Consider the following 23,078-nt stretch of genomic DNA (forward strand, 5'->3'; position numbering starts at 1 on the left):
AAAGATTTCAATACAACATCTGTTATTGTTCAATAACCTGGAAATCCAGTTCATCAATCGGATTCGCTTGTATTTCAATACAACATCTGTTATTGTTCAATGTATGTTTCTGCCATTATAATGCCTCGCTTTCTAAAATTTCAATACAACATCTGTTATTGTTCAATCCTAGAAAATAAGCCATTCTATAATTTAATTATACCTAATAATCCCTTAATAATCAATGAAATATCATTTTTTTACCAGGCTTTCTAATTAATGCGTGATTTTAAGTAAAACAAGTACAAGTGCCTTATTTTATGCATATCTCCACTACTTTAGAATTTTGTAGCTTGGTAAAATTAAATTAATAAGCTTTCACCTGTGTCATATTGCTGATTTCCCAATACTTCTTCTCCATAAACATTATTATTTTTTAATTTAATGATACATATAAAGTCCTCCTGCATATTAATCACCTTATTAAGTTCATTTTTTAATAGCAATAGATTAGAGGGTGTTACCTCTCCACGAAATACAGATTTTTGATAATGGGACAGATATTTTTTACATATTTTAAAGACTTTTGCAACTCTTTTTTCATTAACATCATAAAAAAGAAAAGCATAATTATAATTATAATTTTCTTTTTTCTTCATTTATCGTTTCTCCTTTAGATTAAATGGTTTAAACTCTTGTTCTTCAAGTATACATTTTATTAATTTGTAACAATCCAATTTAATTGATGTACGATATGTTACCTTTCTTCCTAGTTTCCCATGTGTGAAAGTAGACTCTAATCTTTCTTCAAATGCTTTTATAAATACATTTCTTCCTTCTTCATTCAATAAGCAATAATTATATTTTTTCTCAAAATGTTTATCAACTTGAAGCCTTCGATTATTTACTAAATCAAATATTGTTCGAAATACTATAACAGGTTTAAAAACTTCACTTATATCTAAACTTAAAGAAAATCTTCTTTCTGCTAATTCATGCAAAAAACTAATTCTTTGATCCAAATGGGTATTATATATTGCAGATACTGTCTTTCCATATAAAAGCGTATTACCAAAAGATATTAATGCATTAATTGGGTTATCCGGTGGACGTTTTACTCTTCGATTCATAACAAAATCTTCCGGTAGAATATGCTTAAATTCACTATAAAATCTGCACCATATCTCACCTTCCACTTGAAGAATTTGCTTTATATCATTTGCTTTTTCTAAATTGTATTTACATTCTTTCGCAAGCCAGTCTATTGTTCCTTTCGTTTCCTTTTTATCATGTTTGTAATAGTGATACAAAACTTCGTAAATATTATCTGCTATACCTCCAACAATTGCTTTTGCTATTTCTATACGTTTATTTTTATACGCTTCCACTTGTTTTACTAATAACTTTCCACTGCAATAATGGTCTCTGGGATAAAAGGTTCCACTGTAGCCTTCGTAATAATTAAAGATATGTAAAATAATATTATTTTGTGCCAGAAAATCTAGTAGCTTTGTATTAAAACTTACTTCTGACATACAATATATCTCTTTGGTATTCTCTACCGGTATGTAAACATTCTTATTGTTTTTTCTAAAACATAATGAATTATCTTTTCTACTTAATTCACCCATTGACGTAATATATCTTGTACTTCCCATGACATACTTCTCCTTGCTCTCCGTTTTATTAGTCCAATATCATTAGCCTTTTCTATATAAAACAATATTCATAATAAGCACACTTTTTACATTTTGGCAGTTTAACAACCGGCGGAATCTCTGAATTCTGTATTAGTTCTTCTATTTCAACTTCAATTCTATCCAATTCTTTGACCTTTTCATCATCTAATTCTAAGTATATAATGTTTTTACTTTTATTTTTCTCTACAAATTCTAATTTCCCTTTTTTATAAATCCCCTTATTTCTTAATATTTTTAAATACAATAGCACTTGCCATTTTGCTGCCTCAATATCAGCATCAGACTTTTTTATCTCAGTAAGGTACTCGCCTGAAATTTTATCAATTTTAATATTATCAATACTTATCTCCGTTTCTTTGTTCTGCTCCTGCTTAATCATATGAATCGATTTTCCTATTTTAACGTCTTCGCTATTATCTTCCAAATTAACACGATTGCCGTGAAGCCAACATTGCCTCTTGCAATGAAAGTAATAATTTATAAGGGTACCATTTACTTTCATATAGACCTCCTTAATTATCTATGAGAACATATCATTATCTAAACTGTTCCTTATAAACTTTCCATCTTTAAAATACTCATCTGTCTCAGATATATAAAACAAATCTCCAATACGCTTTTCATATTGTATATTATTATTACTTGTTTTATAGATAAAGTAATTTAAGTCCGTTCTTGCATCAAATAGCTTTACTTTCTTTTCAGTGTATTCCATTTCTTCATCTTCCAGGATTTTTATGTAATCATTCCATACAGTTTCTCCATTCAAAATTTCAGTGTCACTTATTGGAATGATCCTACTTAAAAATACACTATATTTATATTTATCATCGTCAATTAATCGCATTTTCTCTTCAATTTTTATAAAATTAAGGGTGTTCACTGCGTTTTTTATAAATTCGTCAAATCTAAAGCTATTATCTTCTATTGCATTTAATATTCTGTGATAATATACTTCAAAATCCTTGTTTAGTAAAATTTTTCTTACCTCTTCATTTTCAAGTGTAAAGACCTTTTCCTTCCTTACATCCTGTTTATAAAGAGTGGTGGCAGAATCTTTATTAAAAAAATATACACTTCCTATTTTACCAACATCTTTAAAATGACGATTTATTCTACCTATAAATTGTTCTTCTGAATCCAATAGAGATATGTCTTTGTAACCAATATCAGCATCAATATCTACACCGGCTTCAATAACTTGTGTTGCAATCAATATAATATCTTTTCTGCTTTTAAAATCTTCAACAATTTGCTTTCTTTCAAAACTTGTATCATCACTGGTAAGAAGCATGATTTTTTTGCCAGGAACAGCACCTTGCAGTCTATCATAAGCTTCATATGCACTTCTACGATATATGAATTCTACTAAAATATTTATATTCCTCTGTTGTCCTGTTTGGATAATATGCGAAACTACATGCTCCATAATATTATCCTGAATATTAATAAGTGAGAAATCAATTTTAACTCTATCCTTAAAAATGGGATTTAAGAAAAACTTATCGCGATCTGTAATTAAGTTAACTATCTTAGTATCTGTATCCACAAGTCTTCCAAGATTCGGAAGTGTTGCAGACATTATAATGATTTTAATATTTAATATTTTGGCATAGTGATTTAAGAACGTAATAATTTCTTTCCATATTTCGTTTCGATAACTTTGTATCTCATCAAGTATAATCACACTATTTGCTATTTGGGCTAATGGAAAAAGGGCTTCCTTATCTCTTCCAAAGAAATAGCGAAACATACTTACGTGTGTTGTCAATACGATTGGATAATGTAAAAATTGTCGGTCCAGTAAGGTTCGAACGTAATCAATGTTCTGATTTATAACATCCCCTTCTTCTTCATCGTCTTTCATTACTTTATTCATTGGAATTACAGAATTTATAACTGCGATGTCTTTTTTACATTCACTTTCCCCAAATATGTCGTTAATATTGTCAATGTTTTGTTCTATAAGAGTATTAAATGGATAAACGTAAAATATTTTATTCAAGTTAGTTACCTGATCCAAAAGATGAAACCCCAGGTTAAAACTTACCATGCTTTTACCGGAACCGGTGGGAGCCTCTAAAAAAAATATGTCTTTATCAAGATTATTACATAGGACTTTTTCCGCATCCAGAAACATTTCATTTCTCAATATATTAATATCGGTAATCCCGTCAAAGCCTTTCCTTTTACCATACTCATTTTTTTCATAGTTTCTAATCTTCTTGTATAGAGACGTATTTCTAAAAACTTCTGTAAACTTATATATATTATTGATTTCTCCAAAATGATTTATTGCTGTTTGATTTTTAAATTCAGTTGTTGCATAGTAATCACATGAAAGCAGTAAAGAAGATAAAAATCTTTCATAGATAACTATATCAATTGATGTTTCCTTATTATTGATTTCTAATTTTTTTAATGTTTGTAATGCAAAATCAAAAAGTTTTCTTAATAATTCCATATTACTTATTTTTATTTCTTTTGTATAAATATCTTTGTAAAGAATCTTTTGATCTGTAATTATTCTTTTACCTTCTCCATCTAAACCAGTTAATTTATTCTGAAACTCTTCAAAACTATCGAAATTACCATGATGTTTCGATATAACATAAGCATTTAAGAACATAAATACATTCAGTTTGGGACGATCTTTTATTGTTTGGAGTTTGGATATTCTCTCATAAAATTCGTTAATATAAAGAATGGCAGACAGCATAGAATGGTTTGTTGTGTTACAATCAATAGAATATTTATCTTTAAAAAATAGATTTTTCATCTTAACGTATTGAAAATTACAATTAATCTTTCCCATATCGTGTAGCGATATAGTATTATAAAACATGTCCCAGAATAATTCTTTCCCTTCGGAACTCATATCAGATAAAAAGCACAATTCAATATTTTGTAATACATGATATAATTGCTTTCTCTCCAATATCTTTTCAAGGTATTGTATGCAAAGTTCGGAATGTTCCTGTAAGGTTTCCTCCCTTCCATCCTCCGATAAATGTGCTAATATATGCTCATGATTTATTATTAAATTTTGTATTTTTACGGTATGTATTTGTTTAAAATACTGCATAGTACCCTCCATGCTTTGAAAGCCTGCAAAATTAGGCGCAAGCATAATTTTAGTATGGAAGTTGTTGCAAAATTGTTGCTTACTGATTTATTTACAGTATTGCAAATTTCAATTTTGCAACATCCTCACATATACTTACGCCTTGTCAAATCTATTTAGAAGAAATATATATTACTGCCACAACATTTTAAAACATCTATCTGACTTTCATTCACATCTTCTTTTAACTCAACTTTTTTATTGGTATATACAAAATATCTTATAATATATTGATTTGTTTCTTCATCAAGTTCGGCAGGTAATTTCTCTTCATATCTGTAATTTGAATCCGGATTGTAATCACTGCTCCACAAATCATTTATATCCTCTATTGACATATTAAAATGATCCTTTAAATACAAACTGTTAATTATAATTGGTTCTGATAAATTTATACTTTCTCCCTCAAGTATTTGTATCTCACTTATATTTGCCATATGATCATTCTTTCCCAAATAAGGCACAAAGACTGAATGAGAATTAATTATACTTTTACAAAGTTTATCCGCTGTCTCGCCTTCAATAATCATATAGATATTCCAACTTGGATTTTCCAGCCATTGTTCTTTCACAATTAGATTCCCATCCGTATTAGCGTATCCTACCGTATTATTAAAGGTTTGTATCTTCTTTGTAAAATAACCATTATGAGCTTGTCCATGTTTATAAGGCTGTATACCGACTTTAATATGTTTCAGTTTTTCATAAAATTCCGGATATACATCCTTATCTTTTTGCTGACTATATCCACCATAACCCATAATAGCTCCAAAGATACCCAGCAAAGCAATTTTATGAATGTGGCCATATGTAAAATAATAATAAGTATTTACATCTGGCTTTTTAAAAAAGGCATGATCACCACTTAATTTAAATTTTAATATTTTCATTTTATCTCCATTCTGCCAATAAATCTCAGCTTTCCAAAGATATATTTATACTATTTCCTTATATTAGCTCTTTCTTGGTAAATAGATTAAATTTTTTCACATTCTTAATATCATGTTGAATTTGTAAGGTATGAGGATTATAATAGATTTCCACACATTTAATTCTATCCCACAATGGATTAAGTATATCTCCAATATTAAACTCTATTATGCTACAGTCCTCTCCTTTTACAAAATTAATATATTGTGATAAATCTGGTAAGTAAACATCTCGTTCCGTTTCAATGAATACTGCTAATTCATTTTCACATCCAATTTTAGCATTGGTATTAAAGGCTGTTGCTGCAACTAAAGCAGTATCTTTAAATTTCTCATAATCTTCTTCTGTATAGCCTTTCGTTACGCCAAGAGCAACAAACTCGTCATAGGACGTAGGATTAATTACAAATGGGTAGAAATAATGGGCTTCGTCACTTATTATCTTAGTTCCCAGCGTTGTAGCCTTCGCATCTTCTTTATCTTCTTTATCTTTTTTGTTTTTGTCTGAATCATCTCTAAAAGGTGATAAAATCTGTTGTTCAAAAGCTATACTGTTTTTATATTTATTCATACCTTGTCCAATCTGTACAGCCCCTGTAATTGAAAGATTATTACCTTTTTCAGCGAATGTTGCTCCAAAGTTTTTAACATCAATGGTGGAAAACAAATTTTTAAGCAGTAAAATCTTGTCCTTCCCCTGTTCATCACTTTCCGGAAATAGATAATCGTATCGTTCTGTTAAAGACCTTGGTGTTAGTTCAATTCCTTCCTTTTTAACTTCCTGCTTAAAGGATTTGATATAAAGCACTTTCTCCCCTTGTTGATTCCACATAATTTTCATTGGATATTTTAATGCCTTATCACTACCAAATACACTTCCGTCCGAAGTTGATTTTGGATATCCCGTAAAATCTGCATTCCAGTTACTCATTTTTGATACTATTCCTATAACTCCATACACTCGTTTATTCATAACAAATTCCTCCCTCATCATTTAATTTTCATTTGTTTTAGTGTTCGTTGACTTAAATATCATACAAGGATGTAAAAAACCTTTTAATAAATTATTATTGTCTATTATATTATTGGATACTATATAATCATTTACCATATAATACATATTGTTAAATCTTCTGTTACTAATTATATCGTGATTATATTTATCATATAACTTTTTTAGTTCTAACTCAATTTTCTCCGGAGATTTTGCATTCAAAATTGGATTCATTAATGAGTATTTTTTAACATTGGCTTTACTTTTTGTCAGAAAATAGTTGGCTAATTGACCTGCTGCAAAGTAATATTCTCCATCATTAGAAAACTCTCCCGGCTTATCTAAATCAAGTTTCTTCTCAAATTCTTCTACATTAATTTTTGTTTTCTCCATTTTTTCCTCCCCTTCAAAATATATTTTTAGAGATGTATACAAATTAAATTGTTCTTTTGCCGTTGGTAAGTAATTATTAACTATAGAATTTTTTATTAAATCCAAACAACAAAACTCCAGTGTATTCCATAAAGAATTGTTTATTCCTTTATAAAACCAGTCAAACAAAATTCTTCTTGCAAGGAGTATATTCCGCCTTATGCAATCGTCATAAATCTTCATATCTTTTGCATCCGTAAAATAGTTCGTTTCTAAAAACTTACGGAAAAAGACTTCGTTGATAATTTTTTTAAGCTCTGCTCGGGTATGAATCGTTTTATACTCGATATTAGATTTTTCCAAACGTAATTCATTCTTAATTTCAATTGGCGTGATATGATTACTAAAATTAACAACCGTATCAAAATCATGTATTTCTGTTTCCATACCTTTTTGCAGTCTCATAAAATATCCTGTAAAATTTTGTTTAGGTATATCCTGACCGGTTAGAGCATATATTCCTTCTTCATCTATATATAGATTTATTTTTCTTTGCTGTACTAAGGTATTCAGATAATCAAAAAACTTCTTTTGTAATAATACTTCATCTTGATTTAATAATATTGGTGCAACATTTTTTCTTGTTTTATGCTCAAGATACGGTTTTTTACTATTTAACCCCATGTTATTATTGGGAACTCCATAAATGATTCCTTTTATCTTTGTATTATATTTTGCATTATTGTAAATGTTAGTAAGAATATATTTTTCACTTTCTTTTCGATATTCTTCCAAATCGTAATAGAAAAATAATTTTACATAGGTTTTATCCTTGCTTAATTTTAAAGAAAACAGATTCTTCTTAACCCATTCTTCAATTTTATTGATTCGGTCAATATCCGGTTTTCCATACTTATCTTCCAAAGCTGCATATGCTATTTTTAATTGTTTCTTACAATATTTTGTATATGGATTTTTAAAAGTCTCATAATATTTTGTCAATACATCTTCTGTGATTTTACCATTAAAAAGATTTTCTTTTTTAATGAATAAGGTTAGATAATTATTACTATGAATGTTCTTATCTGCAATCGCTTTGTTAGATTCTAAATACTTACTTAAATAATCGGCATATTGTATAAATTTGAAATATGAATTCGTTGTTTCTACTGTTCGTGTTTTTTTATCAACTTTAACGTTAATTCGATCAAGCTCTTGAAATCCATCCCTAGTTTCTTCAAGGATAATATAATCACCATCTTCAGGAATGTGGTCCTTCGTAATGTAAAAATCCTGATTATCTTCTCTGCTTTCAGCCCGATACTCTTTTTCAAATATCTTAACTACTTCTTTTAACACTGCTTTATCACCTCCTGTTCACTTATAGATACTGATAACCAATAAAGCCGCATCCGCGGGATCCGCATTCTCCTATACCAACACCGATTGCAAAATACGTCAATTTCTGAGCCATTTCATTCTCGCTTACATGAAAAGTGACTTTATCACCTAATAATGTAATGTTATTCTTAAATGGCACTGAAATCGGCTTTTGATTATTAAATTCGATATAGGTGAAAAGTTCAAAGTCTTCATTAATCTTGGTATTATAAAAAGTGTTATAGTTCTTTATTAAGTTGTTTCTTAATTTTTTTTCAAATTCTTCTATTGATACGTGTGTACGCCAATATCCTTCTTCCGTCTTAATAACTATTGGAGTTATTGAAAATATTCTTTCTAAGTACTTTTTCGGAATTGTTCGCTTAGTAACCGTAAGGACTTTCATATCACTTGTGTAAGCCGTAAATAATGCCTTTTCAAGATAGTTACTTAGTTGAGCATCTACAGTTCTGATACGAAATGAATATATTTTCCCTTCACGATAAACTCCATCATTTTCCACATTATAAAAATTATCATAAGAATAATTTTTAAAAGTATTTTTTCTGTGAAATGATAAATAATACTCATCTTTTGCTAATGTTTCATCAATTAATTTGGTAATTTTATCTCTCATATTAGATAGAGAAATGTCGTTCAATAAATAAACTTTAGAAATTAATTCATAAACCATACCATTTTCACCTCCTTTCTATAAAAAATATGTTATATTATATCCTTTATATACCATATATGTAATATGTTGTCAATAAAACAAATAATTAATAAAAAATATTTCATTCAATTATTAGATTATTTTTATACAAAAATATAGAGAAGTCCCTCAGGACTTCTCTATACTCTTTATAAACCGGATATTATTATATACATCATATGTTAAAAGTTCAAAAATAACTCCATTTAAAAATTAACATATTTCAATACATTATATGTTAACTTTCAATGAAACTTCTTTCCGTATTATTATAATTTAATTAATTCATATTGTCTACTGAAAAAACTATGTTTACTTGTCAAATACCGCCATTTGCGTTGCACGCTCATACAATTCAAGGCTTGGCATCGGACCCGCAAATCCTGCAATATCAAAACTCCAGAAGGGTACTCCGCTCAAGCCAATGCTTAAGCCCGCAGAAAGTATATACTAAAATTCCTCCCATTTCGACATGTGATCTCCCGCCCATTGGATTGGGTATTTCTGTTGCCCCTTATAACCGGCTCTGCTAAATAAAACCCGGTCTTTTCCGACAAAACGGCTATAGGCTTTTACATAGCTTTCCGCATATCCGTTTCTCATTTCCAACCCGGTACAGCCATTTGCTGCAACAACATCATTACTTAATATGAATTCTCCCCTATCGGTTTTAAATCCGTCAACTATCGTCATAAGGAGATATTTTCTTTTCTCAAACCACCAGTCAACCGTCTCCAGATTGGAAAATCCAAGAGAAACGCTCCAGCGAACCAATGGTCCTCCGGTATGGTATGGGGGTACCGTCCGGATTAAGAATACAGAGCTTATTCTTGATGGCATAATCCCGGTCCTGCTCTAATATCCCATGTCTCTCATCCTTTTCCATTCTCTTAAGGACCGGTATCTGACGAATGCCCGCCCATCTCCGGAAGGTTCCATCCTTACTGGTTTGTTGGTGCCGGGCTAAGATATGAAAAATTAATCTTTATAAAAAAATCACCTTTAAAACTTGCGTTATAAAAGTGATTTTTCTTCAATCTGAAGTCTAAAATATTTCAAAATATTAATATGTATCTAATCTATTCCCATTGATTTTTTAACTTCTTTACCAATAACACCATCTACCGTTAAATTATAATCTTCTTGATATTCCTTTAAAGCTTTTTTTGTCTTTTTTCCCATAATTCCGTCAGGAGTTCCGCAATCATATCCTAATTCATTTAACTTCTTTTGCACTTTCTTTATTTCAGATTTACCAGCACTATTGCTTGACTTACTTTTAGTGGATGCTGTGGTTTTACTAGAGGTGGTAGTCTTACTAGAAGTTGTTGAATATGGACACTCTCCATTGCTATGTAAATGAGCGGGGTATCCTCCACAATGATAGTGGTATGAGCCTAATCCACTTTTATTTTTATTATCTTTATGCCCACCGCTGGAATCTGTTCTGCCTGAATGAGCCTCTGTTGTGACTGATACTATAGACGTATTAAATACCGTGTCAATAGTATTAAATAAAAGAGTTGATGTTAATAAACAAATCATAATCTTTTTTAATAATTTACTCATACATTTTCCCTCTTTTCCTTATTGTAATTTATTTAATAAAATGTTCTTCATTTTATTTTATAAAGTTTTATAGTTCTGTATTAGGGTATCATAAATATTAAGATATATATTTATAATTGTAACAGATTGGAATTTTTAAATCAATGGTAATTCCAATATATTCAAGTAAAATGGAACCTGATTAATATCAAGTTCCATTTTATTAGTTGTTTTAAAGTATATATCTTCTATAAATATTTTCTTTTAATTATTAATTTTATCAAGTATAAATACAGGGCTAATCACAATTATCTTAAAATATTTCTGCCATCACGTTTTGCAGAATATAATGCCTTGTCTGCTTCCTGTAGAAGGCCATCAGGTGTATTTTCTATCCCTTTACCGCTCCCATTACTAAGCTTTCCTGCACCTGATTACTTAAAAAGAAATAAACAATGATTGTCGGCAAAGTTGCAATTACCATGGCTGCCCCAATTAGTCCCCAGTCCGTGGAATATTGACCGGAGAAGGACATGATACCAACCGGTAAGGTTCTAAAGTCTGAGCTGTCCACTAGTGTATTAGCAAACATAAGCTCATTCCAGGTACCAAGAAAAGTAAAGATTGAAGCCGTTGCCAAAGCCGGTTTTATAATTGGCAGTATGATAGTTCCAAAACAGCGAAGAACTCCACAGCCATCAATATAGGATGCCTCTTCCATCTCCTTAGGTATTCCTTTATAAAAACTTACTAGAATCATTAAACTCATAGGAATTGCAAATGATATGTAAGGAATTAGCAAGCCAATGTATCCACCTTTAAGCCCAAGTTTATCCAGAACCTGAAATAACGGAAGAAGTGCTGCCTGAGTTGGTATCATAATTCCCAAAGCAAAGAAACCAAATACAAGATTATTTAATTTCCACTTCATTCTCGCAATTGCATATCCTGCCATAGCCGTAATAATGCCTGTTACAGCTACTGTTGTTCCTGAATAAAATACGGAGTTAAGAAAATATCTAAGTACTCCTCCATCAGATAAAGCAGTTGTATAATTAATCCATCTCCAATCCTTGGGTAGACCAAGCACATTTTCGCCAAAGATCTCTATGTTGCTTTTTAAAGAAAATGTAATAAGCCAATATAGCGGGAATAATTGTGCAATTGCAATTAATATTAATATAATAAATAATATTCTTTTTTTTACTTTCTTCATATTAATCCTCCATGCTTTATATACCTGCGAATTTAGGCGCAAGTACAATATTTGCAGAGCGAATTGTTTCACAATTCACCGTGTAAATTTTTTTCACTTCCCTCTTATATCACTGATGCATTTTCTTCTGCTTTCTTAAATAACCGGCTTATAACATAACTAAATACCAAACATTCAATGACAATAAAAAAGGCTTGGGCACTACCATAACCGTAAAGTCCCCGTCGGAATAAACTGCTATACATTAAGGTACCGGGAACTTCACTTGCATGATTGGGTCCGCCCCCTGTCATAACATAGATTAAATCAAAGGCACGGAAAGAACCAGTTAAAGCAAACAGCAGACAGGTTTTAATAACCGGTGTCAGCAATGGCAAGGTTATCTTTAACGAAACCTGTCCATTAGAGGCCCCATCGATTTTTGCAGCTTCATAATAATCTGTTGGAATCGATTTAATACCTGCATAAAAGATTAACATATGATATCCTATATACTGCCATACTGCCGGTATAACGGTGGCAATAAAAGCTGTTGATGGAGTGGATAACCAAGAATATTCGAATTTCTCACCGGTAAAAAAACCTATTATTATATTTAATAAGCCGTATTGGCTATTAAAAATTTTCATCCATAATTGACCAATAACCATACTAGAGATAACTACCGGTACAAAATATATTGTTCGAAATGCTTTTTCCCCTTTGATTCCCCTGGCCAGAATAATTGCAAGAAGCAAAGATAAAGGAATCTGAATAAATATGGAAGCACCGGCCAGAACCAGGGAGTTGGTTAGTGCTTTTGGAAAATATCGGTCTTTTGTAAATAATTCTATATAATTACTTAATCCTAAAAATTTCATAGTACCTATTCCGTCATATTCAAACAAGCTATAGATACCTGTGACAACTAATGGTGCCACAACAAAACATAGAAATAGCAACAATGCCGGCATAACGAAAATTGCAATATATCGTTTCTTACCTAACATTTTATCCATAGATTGACCCTCCTGATATTGTATTTTGATTAGTCAAGGGTGTTTGACTGACAAAAGATACCCTTATACGATCGAATTAATTAAGTTAAGGGATTATCACTTTTTAACTTTGTAAGTGATAATCCCTTAGACCTATTGTTTAAAAGTGTATTAAGATTTATAAATATTGGGAAATAATTTCTTTATTGCCTATCTAGCCATCTTTCATAAATTCTGTTTTGCAGAATGCACTGAGAATAATAAAATTGTAACATTTCAGTAGTTTTCTATTGATTGATAGCTGCTTTATGTTCTTCAATAAATACATTAACATCTGCATTTGGAGCAAATAAAGTCTGAACTTGTTCATTGTGAATAGTTGCCGGATTAGAATCCAAGGAAGTATCCCATGCCAACACACCTTCCACACTCTCACCTAATAAACCTTTGATTTGAACAAATAATGGATTTAACTTACTTTCATCCAGTTCTACGTTCCATCCGCAGAAACCGGTTCCGGTTTCATAAGCGGCTTTACCCATCTTCTCATTAATAAATATTGCAAATTTTGCTGCTTCATCTGCATATTTTGTATTCTTATTTACCCAGAAAGATTCAACGAAACCACCGGCGTAATCAGTTGCGCTGCCTTTACCGGAAATCATAGGAATCTTTAAAGCTACTACATTCTCCGGATTAATGGTGGCTGTAGCATCTGTATATACCTGATTTGCAAACCAGCTTCCCATGATTCTCATAGCTGCTTTTCCACTGATAAATGCTGAGTTAGCATCATCATTTCCGGTTTCAAGGGGATTTTTACCGAATGCACCTGCATTATAAAGCTCGATTACTTTATTGGCGGCTTCTGTGTAACCAGTATCTTCAAATGGAACTTCTCCACTTAACATAGCATTGATATTCTTTGCACCGACTTCTCTTAGTGCTAATGCCTGATATATAAATGCAGCATTCCAGCCGTCTTTCGCACCTGCTGCCAGAGGAGTAACCCCATCAAGAGCTGCTAATTTTGTACAAGCTTCTAATAATTCATCGTATGTAGTTGGTATAGTTGCACCGGCTTGTTCAAATAAATCTTTGTTTGCAAATAAAGTCATATACCAGGAGAACATGGGTAAAGAATAAGTTTTACCATTGTATTCAAATGCAGATGTTGAGCCTGGTAAAATCTTAGCTTTTACATCATCTGTAATATAGTCGTCTAAAGGTAATAATTTATCTGCATTTACAAGTTTTCTGGCTGTACCGGCACCCCAATAATAGAATACATCTATACCGCTTGCAGTACCTGCAAATTCTGCGGATATTTTGGTTTTATATGCCTCTGTATCCAATGTCTGGGTATCAATTTTAACATGAGGATTTGCCTCGATATATTCAGCAACTGCCTGATCATAAAGTTTTTTCAATTCATTGGTATCATTGGACCATTGATGCCAAACATTTAAAGTAATTTGCTCTGGAGCCTTGTCCCCATCTGTGTTTTTCTCCGTTTTACCTTCTGTTACCTTGTCTGTATCTTTGGAATCTGTTGTAGTTCCTTTATCATTCTTCCCGCAGGCAGCTAAACTAAATACCAACACTGCTGCCAAAAGTAATGACACTAACCTTTTTGTTATTTTTTTCATAACCTTCCCTCCATATTTTACAATCGTAATTGGATTTTAAAGAATTTAGCCCAAGGCTTATTAATAACAGCATGCTTTTTATGTTAATATAAGTATATGAAAATAGTAAAAAATACTCAATTTAATATTTTGAGTAAAAAGGTAATTATTTTTACATTATCAATCATATTTGGGCTTCTTATATTCTTTAATCGTAACTCCAACTTGTTTTTTAAAACAAATGCTAAAATAATGAGGGTCACCAATTCCTACCTTTTCCGCTATTTCATAGGCTTTTAAATCCGTAGTGTTAAGCAGAACCATGCTTTGTTCGATTCGCTTTCTATTTATGTATTCAATAAGCCCTTCTCCCATTTCCTGCTTAAATACCCGGCTTAAGTAGCTTTCATTAGTATATACCTTACCTGCAACGGATTTAAGTGTAAGACTTTGTTCATAAAGATGGGAATTAATATATTCCAAAGCCTGATCCACCAGTTTATTGCTTTTCTTGGTTCTTAAACTATCACTATATTTAAGAATATGGTTGATGATATTCTTTAGGCATCCATTCATTTCCCTTACGGTTGTAATCTTGGAAACTTCCTCATATAACCATGCATCCCCCACTAACTGTCCTAAACTTTTACCATGTCTCGTCAGAACAGTTGCTGCTTTTGAAAGCATATTCATTGCCATTAATTTTAGATATTCTGTATCCGTAACTCCTGCTTTCCTAATTAAGTTGGTGTATCCATCAATATATTCTTCCACTTTCTTTTCCAAACAGTTTTCAACACTGAACACAAAATCCTGCCAGTTAATTTCTGTGTTTCCCTGATTAGCTTTTTTAATACCTGCATATTCATCATAAGTAATACATAAATTACGTCCGAGAATTACGCTGGCACTAATTGCTTTTTCCGTTTGTCTGTATGCTTTTGAAATTCCTGCATAATTATGTTGAATCTGACTGATTCCTACGTCAACTTCCATGTTCAGTTCTTCGTTAATACCCTTCTTGATCTCATTAGCAATTGTCTTTGCTTCTTTGGTATCTTCATCAGTCAAATAAATAATGATATTACATAGATAATGAATAAACGAAATACTGTTTATCTTATAATTATCATTTATAAAATCCAGTATGTTTTTACTGGTGGCTAAATTTTCTTCCATTAGTCCATCCTGATTTTTAAAGGGCTTTATATTAATACATACGCATTCTTTTAAAAGGCCTTCAAATCCATACACTTCCAGCTTAGGAAGTGCTTCTTTTTCTTCAATTCGGTTCTCTGCCAATAACTGCAAAAAGCTTTCAATAACAATACTCTGGTTTTGTTTTGCCGTTTCTTTCAATTGGTTATATTCACGGTGATGACCTTCTTCTTCCTGTAGTTCTTCCTTAATATTTTTTACGATATTAGCAATATCATTAATATTTACAGGCTTTAAGATAAAGTCTTTTACCCCAAGTTTCAATGCCCGCCTTGCATATTCAAATTCCCTGTAACCTGTAACAATCACTACACGGCATTTTGCAGAACGCTCCCTGATCCTTTCGGCAAGCTGCAAGCCATCCATATATGGCATATTAATATCTGTTATTACAATATCCGGTTCTTTTACATCAAAGAATTCCAGTGCTTCTTCCCCACTGCCGGCTTCTCCAATGATTTCAAACCCATTAGCTTCCCAGTCATATCCTTTACGGATTAAAACACGTTCTAACTTTTCATCATCAACAATCAATACTTTATTGTTCATTGTTACCCCCTTGAATAACATCTGCTTCAGATATATCAACTTTCCATACATGGCTTTGTAACATCTCAGATAATGGATGTAGTAACCTGACTGATTTCCAATGGATTTCAGTTCAGATTACTTTTACCCTAATTGTAATTTCGGTACCATTTCCTAATTCACTGGTAATGGTAATTGGTTTCTCAATACCGTAATAAAGGGATATTCTTTGGGCTGAGCTATATAATCCGAAACCGGATTTTTCTTTTTGTATCTTCCCCTCCACAATCTCATGAATTCTGTCTTCACTCATACCAAGTCCGTCATCCGTTACTATGAATATAACTTCATCCTCATCCCGGTATCCTTTAATAGAGATGGTTCCTTTACCTTTTTTATTACGAATGCCATGATGAGCTGCATTCTCTACAATAGGCTGTAAAATTAATTTCAGTATCTTTAATTCTTTTATATCTTCCTCCACATCATAAGTCATATTAATCTTATTATCATACCTCATATTTAAAATAGTAATATAACTTTCTATACACTCCATTTCATCTTGAATGGATACCAAATCTAAGCCGCTGTTTAAACTATTCCTATAAAAATTTCCCAAGGCCTGTGTCATCTTTAAACAATTTTCATTATCTTCTATTAATGCAAGGGCAGAAACAGCATCCAATGTATTGTATAGAAAATGGGGATTAATTTGAGCCTGAATGATATCTAATTCATTTTTTGCAATAATTTGCTCCTCTTTTTTTACTTCCGAAATCAAATTGTCAATTGCGTCTACCATCTGGTTAAATACCTTTTTTAAATCATTTATTTCATCGGAATGTTTCTCATTTACCTCCATTTGAATAAGTTTACCGCCTTGGACCATTTTCATATGTTTTTGTACTCTGTTTAAAGGTTTAAAAATCAAATTGGTTAATGCCACAGAACATGCAAATATAAAGAACAGGTTCAAACTAATAATAAGTACAATCCAGGTTCTATAAGCTTTACTTACAGATATGTTATTAAGATTCAGAGGAATGGTACCGATTAATTTCCAGTCCCCGATACCCAGTTCCTGCATAGCCACAATCATTTTATTTCTGTCTGCCTCCAATGTCCGATAGCCATTCTCATCTTTTGAATATTGAAATATGTATTCATCCATACTTTTGTCGTATCCATTTGGCCTGATAATATAATTATTATTAGAATCCACAATACAAAACTGAGAATTATATTTCTTCCCTACTTCTTCAAAATAGTCCTGTATGGTTTCTTCATCAACTATAATTAACAAGGTGGCCAGTTCATCATAAGTGTCCACATCATAAATCTCTCTTACAAGAGAAATATAATTTTTATCCTTTTTGGTTGGAAATGTTAATACATCTTCACTTTTATGAATGAAAACCACATCGCCTTCTGCCTCTTTTGTCTTCTGGTACCAGTAAGTTTCTTTAATAATGTCTTTATTTACGGAAATAGGCCCGGATTTATAGGAATTATAGTAGTTATTATAAGTATCAAATATAAATACACCAGATATATAATCACCGGACAAAAGCATATTAACCATGCTCTTTTGCATGGTCTGCTGTACATGAGGGTTAATGTTGCTGGAATTGATCTTAGACAGAGCACTTTGTACATCTTTATCAAAATAAATAAGATCTGAAAATTGATTTACATTTTCAAATATAAAATCCAGATTACCTTTCAATGCACTAACGGTCTGCATAGCAGCTTCTCCAACCTCTTGCTCGATCTGCCTTTCACTCATAATGGTAAAAATGCCATAAGTCAACAGAAGGGATAGTATAAGAACGCTAATATAAAGTAAAATAACCTTGGTTCTGATTTTAATAGATTTTAAAAACTTACTTGCTTTAATCAAAGTAATTCCCCCCTGCATCTTAGTTCTTATACCTTCCAAAGGCTACAATCCCCAAAAATGTGGGATTTTTCTTTTCCAAATGAATAGTAATACGATTTTATATTAGTTTATATTCAAATTCTTGTCAACATATGTAATTTTTGATTATTCCAGTTGATATTCCGCCTCAAAGAATTAAGTTTTATAATTATTTTCATATAATTTGCTTTTATGTTTTGTATTTGATATCATATCACTTGTAACTACATTAAAATATAATAAAGGGGGATAAAGCGGATGAACGAAGTGTTATTTTAATTCCGAGCTCATAAACGCTAAATCCTTATGGTCAAACAATGAATAATCAAGAGCAAAAACACCAACGGCGTGTTCGATATAAAGGTACTCATCCCAGAGCTTTTCATGAAAAATATAAAGAACTGCAACCAGAAAAATATGCTGATGCTGTGGAAAAAGTGATTCAAAAAGGTGGCACTCCTGCTGGTATGCATCGTTCCATCTGCGTGGATGAAATAATGGAAATCTTACAGATTACTCCTGGAGAAACAGGATTAGATGCAACACTAGGCTATGGCGGTCATAGTTTAGAGATGCTTAAATGCTTAGATTCAAAAGGACATTTGTATGCACTGGATGTAGATCCAATTGAATTGCCCCGTACAAAAGAACGGTTAGAAAGCCTAGGTTATGGCCCACAAATTTTAACAATCAAACAAATGAATTTTTCCAGCATAGATCAGGTTGTTCTAGAATCAGGTCCTTTGGATTTTATATTGGCAGATTTAGGAGTCTCTTCCATGCAGATAGACAATCCTGAGCGTGGATTTTCATTTAAGAGTGAAGGGCCATTAGACTTACGTCTGAATCCAAGTAAAGGTATATCCGCAGCAGAACGTTTAAAATCTATTACACAGGAAGAATTGCAAGGTATGTTCCTTGAAAATGCTGATGAGCCATACTCTGCTGAAATATCCCGTGCAATTATCTCCGAAATCAAAAAGGGAAAAAACATATCAACAACAACGGAACTCCAACAAGTGATCAAAGATGCACTGAAATTCATTCCGGAAGCTGCCAGAAGCGAAGCTGTAAAAAAATCCTGTCAACGGTGCTTTCAAGCATTGCGAATTGATGTAAATAATGAATTTGAAGTTTTGTATGATTTTTTAGAAAAGCTTCCTGCTGCCCTGGCTTCAGGCGGACGAGTTGCAATCCTTACTTTTCATTCCGGAGAAGATCGTCTTGTCAAAAAATCTTTTAAACGTTTTTTAAGTAAAGGTATCTATAAAGAAATAGCTCCTGAGGCTATCCGGCCGTCAGCAGCCGAATGTAATTCCAATAGCCGGGCTCGTTGTGCAAAATTACGCTGGGCTATAAAATCCTGATATTGTATTTAGATTATTTATAAATTGCATTAAAGGGTATCTATAAAATATATCCTTAAACCGAATCATACAGGGGTACGCTTTTGCAAATTACAATTTGTAAAGAGCCTACCCCTTTATCTTCTATCTCCTCATAATATCCTCAACTATTCTTTTTTACCTTTACCTGTTTATTTTATATGATTATCTCCTTGGCTATTGTACATTTCCTTTGGTACATGCTGTTTGTATTCTGCATAGGTTTTCCATCTGTGTTTCGGACAAATTCTTGGTTGGTGAATTCTCTTCACAGGTATCTTGGTTTTCCACAATTAATACCCTACCTTTTTTATCTAAAGTATGGGTATGCCAAACTCCCTTTTTTACATTATAGAGTTGATATGGCTCCATGACGATTCCTTCAATCTCTTCAATATTTTCCCCTTTTCCTCCTGCAAATAAAGTACAATTACCATCCAATAAAACAAAGACTTCATCTGTTTCATCATGTTTCTGCATGGTTTTTATATTATGTATTTCTAATTCTTCGCAATATCTAAGGATAGCTACCCTCCATCCCTGATAATCAATCAGAGGTTTATAACCTTCCCCATTGTAACTTGTGATTTCAATATGTTCTCTGTTCACAATACCTCTCCTTTTATTTGCTTTTGCCCAATAAGTATTATAATTTTCATATTAATTCTACTATAATTTTATGTTCCATGATCGAATCTAAGGCTTCAATGTCTTTTCTCAGTATAATACCATCTAAACATAAGTTATCTAAGTGGCTCTGGTTTTCAGTAATAACTGGATTATTGTAATTACAATACAATTTGCCATTGATAAATATACTTTTTATCTGATATTCCCCATACTCTTTCTTTAATGGATTATGGTATACTACCAATAATTTTTTATCAGCAAAGGGGAATTTTACATATGCTTCCTGGTTATCATCAAACTGCTCTAAAGTAAGCTTTGGTGATAATTTAAGATCACCGTAATGTCCTTTTACTCCATACATTTCCGTTAAAACAGTTAGTAAGAGCCAGCTTGCAGCTCCCGTTAGATAATGATAAAGTCCTCTTCCATTTCCCCCTATGTATTCCGGAATTCCCGGATAAATTCTGGACTTTTCAAAATTACTGCTATGGCGGTAAAGGGTATCTATAACTTTATAGCCTTCTTTTGCAAATCCTCTCTGATATAAGGCATTGGCATACATAACAGCCATATGAGAAAATACTGCTCCATTTTCTTTCTGTCCATAGGCAAAACCAAACATTCTTCCAAGGTCCGTCTTAAGTTCTTTAAAGTTGGTATTTAGTTTGTATCCTCCAATATCAGGATCATAAAGATAGGCATCTGCCGAGGATATGATTTCTTTTACCTGTTCTGTGACTGCCGTATCAGACATAATGGTAAATACCTGACCTGTGAGTATCATACGTACACCTGTTGGACTATCTCCCTCTACTGCATTACCCCTATTATCATAATATCCATTGTACCAGGAATGTCCTTCTTCATTAGTAATCCACTCCGTTTCCCGAATATGCTTTTTGATCCAACCGCCTTTATTTTTAAGGTTACCAGCTAAATCAAGAGATGAAATAAATAGCTTCTCTCCACTAATTCTGCTTTTACATTGTTCACAATACCGGCTAAGAATTTCTTGCTTCTTATGAATATCTTCATATACCTTACAATCATCTTCTAAAAGAATTTCCAACTCTTTCGCCAAGGCTATTTTTTTAAACCCTTTCTGGTATAGGTTCAGAATAAGTTCTCCAATCTGGTTAAGGTTCTCTCCATATAGGGCTGTAAACGCTACACTTTCTCCACGTTCCTTTGCCATATCAAGAGCATCATTCCAATCAGCTCCCCGAAGCCTTATATGATTATGTTCACCTACATCATAAAAAGAAGTCAAATGTTGTATTAACATATGTTCTAATATGCTTCCCTTATATTCAAGCCCCTCATTAGTCCTGACATGGTTACCATCTTCTTGTTTCCATAAGTGATCTATTTCTTCCCCTCTCATACATTGGGGATCTTTAAAATAGTAATTTTCTTTTAAAAGAATTTCAACATCTCCCCTTTGCATAATATAAAGTTTTGTGGTAAGAAATGGCCATACTCCATGATCCATCCAGACACGGGTAATATTATTACGGTCCGCAATAAATTCTCCTTGATTCCTTCCAATGATGGTGGCATTGGTTCCATCCATTCGGACTCCTGAGAAGTTGTCAATAAGCATTTCTTTTACACCATCCGGATTCATCATCAGCAACGCAAGACAATCCTGCCATAAATCACGCCAGCCCCGTCCCCCTTTTCCATAGTCATGATGTGGCAGGAAAGAACAGCCATAAATTCTCCGTAGGATTGGCTGAAAGCTTACCCAATACATCCAAGGATCAAAGTCTTTCTTACCGGAGCCAAATTCTATATTCAGCTTTTCATCCCAATACTTTTTCATATCAATAAAGGCTTTTTCCCAAGGCATTTGTGAAAGAAAATAATCTGCTTCTTTCATAAGTTCCTCTTTGGAATCTCCATATCCCAAAACAAGGATGTATGTCTTTTCTTCCATAGGTTCTAAAATAATATTCTTGAATTGGATACCTCCAAGAGCCTCATAACCTTCTATTATAATTCCTTTTTCTACTGGTACTATGTTCTCCTCACTTATGGCTCTGGGGTTCTCAAAAGACCCGCCTTCTCCAATGAATTCTTCCGTACATGGATAAAATCCAGCAGGAAGTTCTCCATCGGAAGTTCTCCCAAACACTCCATATACCACTTGATTCTCCTGATGACCTCTTTCATCAAAAGTAAGGGTTGGATTAAGAATTACTCCTGTTTCCACGGTCTCGATTCGATGAAGAAGTGAGGTGACATGCCTATGGTCACGAATATTATCTGCCGATCTTCCATAAAGGGGAATGGCAGCGGTAGGTGTGATGTCCAGATTCTCCTTACCGGAATTCTTAAGCTTCACAATCATAAGTTCAGATTTATGTTTTGTATGAGGTACAAAAGAGGTGATTTCAGAGGTTATGCCAAACTGTTTTGAAGTCCTTGTAACCTTCTGCCACAAGACTCCTGCTTCTAATTTGGTTTCATCTTTACATTCCGTGAAAAGTTCTGCCTGCTGTTTTGAAGACCTGCCGGTGGCAGACCAAATTCCTTTCCCTTTTATATAGCACCAAAAGTTTCTGGAAGATTTATTATTATGTAAGTCTTCACTGCTTACCGGAGATAATAAGAATGTATTCTGTCCCATCTTGGAATCTCCTCCAAATGTAGGTGTAAGACTGCTCATAACTCCACTTTCATTGCATATTGGAAAATAGAGATAACTGGTTAGCTCCGGGTTCTCTAACTCAAAGGTTCCTTTTTTATCTAAATATTTATATCCCTTCATACGCCTCTCCTTTATTTAGAATGTATAGTTCTCTAATTGTATATTATAAAGGGAGTCCGCTTAA

Annotated in this window: 17 protein-coding genes and 2 pseudogenes; 1 reads left to right on the top strand and 18 read right to left on the bottom strand. The window is 32.5% G+C overall.

Features of this window, described 5'->3' with window-relative positions; all coding sequences use genetic code 11:
* Positions 1-341: 341 nt before the first annotated feature.
* From cas2 to BM183_RS17770, 16 genes and pseudogenes are all read right to left on the bottom strand, one after another.
* A complete protein-coding gene (gene cas2, locus BM183_RS17700) occupies positions 342-638 on the bottom strand; it encodes a CRISPR-associated endonuclease Cas2 (protein WP_091688482.1) in 297 nt (98 codons plus the stop codon).
* Positions 639-1,637, bottom strand: a complete 999-nt coding sequence (cas1b, locus tag BM183_RS17705; protein WP_091688485.1) for a type I-B CRISPR-associated endonuclease Cas1b — start codon at positions 1,635-1,637, stop codon at positions 639-641.
* Between the two features lie 52 nt (positions 1,638-1,689).
* Positions 1,690-2,181, bottom strand: coding sequence for a CRISPR-associated protein Cas4 (locus BM183_RS17710; protein ID WP_091688487.1), 492 nt, complete (start codon positions 2,179-2,181; stop codon positions 1,690-1,692).
* A gap of 18 nt (positions 2,182-2,199) precedes the next feature.
* Positions 2,200-4,764 (bottom strand): CRISPR-associated helicase/endonuclease Cas3, encoded by a 2,565-nt coding sequence (locus BM183_RS17715; protein WP_091688489.1) that lies wholly within the window; start codon positions 4,762-4,764, stop codon positions 2,200-2,202.
* 155 nt (positions 4,765-4,919) lie between these two features.
* The gene (gene cas5b / locus BM183_RS17720) at positions 4,920-5,693 is read right to left on the bottom strand and encodes a type I-B CRISPR-associated protein Cas5b (protein ID WP_091688491.1); all 774 of its coding nucleotides are present in this window, start codon (positions 5,691-5,693) and stop codon (positions 4,920-4,922) included.
* A 58-nt stretch (positions 5,694-5,751) separates the two neighbouring features.
* Positions 5,752-6,705 carry a type I CRISPR-associated protein Cas7 gene (locus BM183_RS17725; RefSeq protein ID WP_091688493.1) on the bottom strand — a complete coding sequence of 318 codons (954 nt, stop codon included), beginning with the start codon at positions 6,703-6,705 and terminating at the stop codon, positions 5,752-5,754.
* 21 nt (positions 6,706-6,726) lie between these two features.
* A complete protein-coding gene (gene cas8b, locus BM183_RS17730) occupies positions 6,727-8,457 on the bottom strand; it encodes a type I-B CRISPR-associated protein Cas8b/Csh1 (RefSeq protein WP_091688495.1) in 1,731 nt (576 codons plus the stop codon).
* A gap of 22 nt (positions 8,458-8,479) precedes the next feature.
* On the bottom strand, positions 8,480-9,172 hold the full coding sequence (cas6, locus tag BM183_RS17735) for a CRISPR-associated endoribonuclease Cas6 (protein WP_091688497.1): 693 nt from the start codon (positions 9,170-9,172) through the stop codon (positions 8,480-8,482).
* A 333-nt stretch (positions 9,173-9,505) separates the two neighbouring features.
* Positions 9,506-10,033, bottom strand: a pseudogene (locus BM183_RS17740) (TIM-barrel domain-containing protein).
* 234 nt (positions 10,034-10,267) lie between these two features.
* Positions 10,268-10,438, bottom strand: a complete 171-nt coding sequence (locus BM183_RS21515; RefSeq protein ID WP_334292873.1) for a peptidoglycan-binding domain-containing protein — start codon at positions 10,436-10,438, stop codon at positions 10,268-10,270.
* 83 nt (positions 10,439-10,521) lie between these two features.
* A pseudogene (locus BM183_RS21520) lies at positions 10,522-10,657 on the bottom strand (YHYH domain-containing protein); the annotation flags it as partial.
* Between the two features lie 475 nt (positions 10,658-11,132).
* The gene (locus tag BM183_RS17750; protein WP_091688504.1) at positions 11,133-11,957 is read right to left on the bottom strand and encodes a carbohydrate ABC transporter permease; all 825 of its coding nucleotides are present in this window, start codon (positions 11,955-11,957) and stop codon (positions 11,133-11,135) included.
* A gap of 104 nt (positions 11,958-12,061) precedes the next feature.
* The gene (locus BM183_RS17755) at positions 12,062-12,955 is read right to left on the bottom strand and encodes a carbohydrate ABC transporter permease (RefSeq protein WP_091688506.1); all 894 of its coding nucleotides are present in this window, start codon (positions 12,953-12,955) and stop codon (positions 12,062-12,064) included.
* A gap of 266 nt (positions 12,956-13,221) precedes the next feature.
* Positions 13,222-14,583 (bottom strand): ABC transporter substrate-binding protein, encoded by a 1,362-nt coding sequence (locus BM183_RS17760; RefSeq protein WP_091688508.1) that lies wholly within the window; start codon positions 14,581-14,583, stop codon positions 13,222-13,224.
* A gap of 159 nt (positions 14,584-14,742) precedes the next feature.
* Positions 14,743-16,329, bottom strand: coding sequence for a response regulator (locus tag BM183_RS17765; protein ID WP_170848062.1), 1,587 nt, complete (start codon positions 16,327-16,329; stop codon positions 14,743-14,745).
* Between the two features lie 112 nt (positions 16,330-16,441).
* Positions 16,442-18,208, bottom strand: coding sequence for a cache domain-containing sensor histidine kinase (locus BM183_RS17770; RefSeq protein WP_170848063.1), 1,767 nt, complete (start codon positions 18,206-18,208; stop codon positions 16,442-16,444).
* A gap of 335 nt (positions 18,209-18,543) precedes the next feature.
* On the opposite strand from BM183_RS17770, the gene rsmH reads away from it, so the two are divergent.
* Positions 18,544-19,593 carry a 16S rRNA (cytosine(1402)-N(4))-methyltransferase RsmH gene (gene rsmH, locus BM183_RS17775; RefSeq protein WP_091688515.1) on the top strand — a complete coding sequence of 350 codons (1,050 nt, stop codon included), beginning with the start codon at positions 18,544-18,546 and terminating at the stop codon, positions 19,591-19,593.
* A gap of 195 nt (positions 19,594-19,788) precedes the next feature.
* On the opposite strand, the gene BM183_RS17780 is transcribed toward rsmH, so the two are convergent.
* Both BM183_RS17780 and BM183_RS17785 read right to left on the bottom strand, forming a co-directional pair.
* A complete protein-coding gene (locus BM183_RS17780; protein WP_091688517.1) occupies positions 19,789-20,220 on the bottom strand; it encodes a cupin domain-containing protein in 432 nt (143 codons plus the stop codon).
* A 46-nt stretch (positions 20,221-20,266) separates the two neighbouring features.
* Positions 20,267-23,014, bottom strand: coding sequence for a GH36-type glycosyl hydrolase domain-containing protein (locus tag BM183_RS17785; RefSeq protein WP_091688519.1), 2,748 nt, complete (start codon positions 23,012-23,014; stop codon positions 20,267-20,269).
* Between the last annotated feature and the right edge of the window lie 64 nt (positions 23,015-23,078).

The organism is Anaerocolumna aminovalerica (assembly GCF_900115365.1).
GTDB lineage: Bacteria > Bacillota > Clostridia > Lachnospirales > Lachnospiraceae > Anaerocolumna > Anaerocolumna aminovalerica.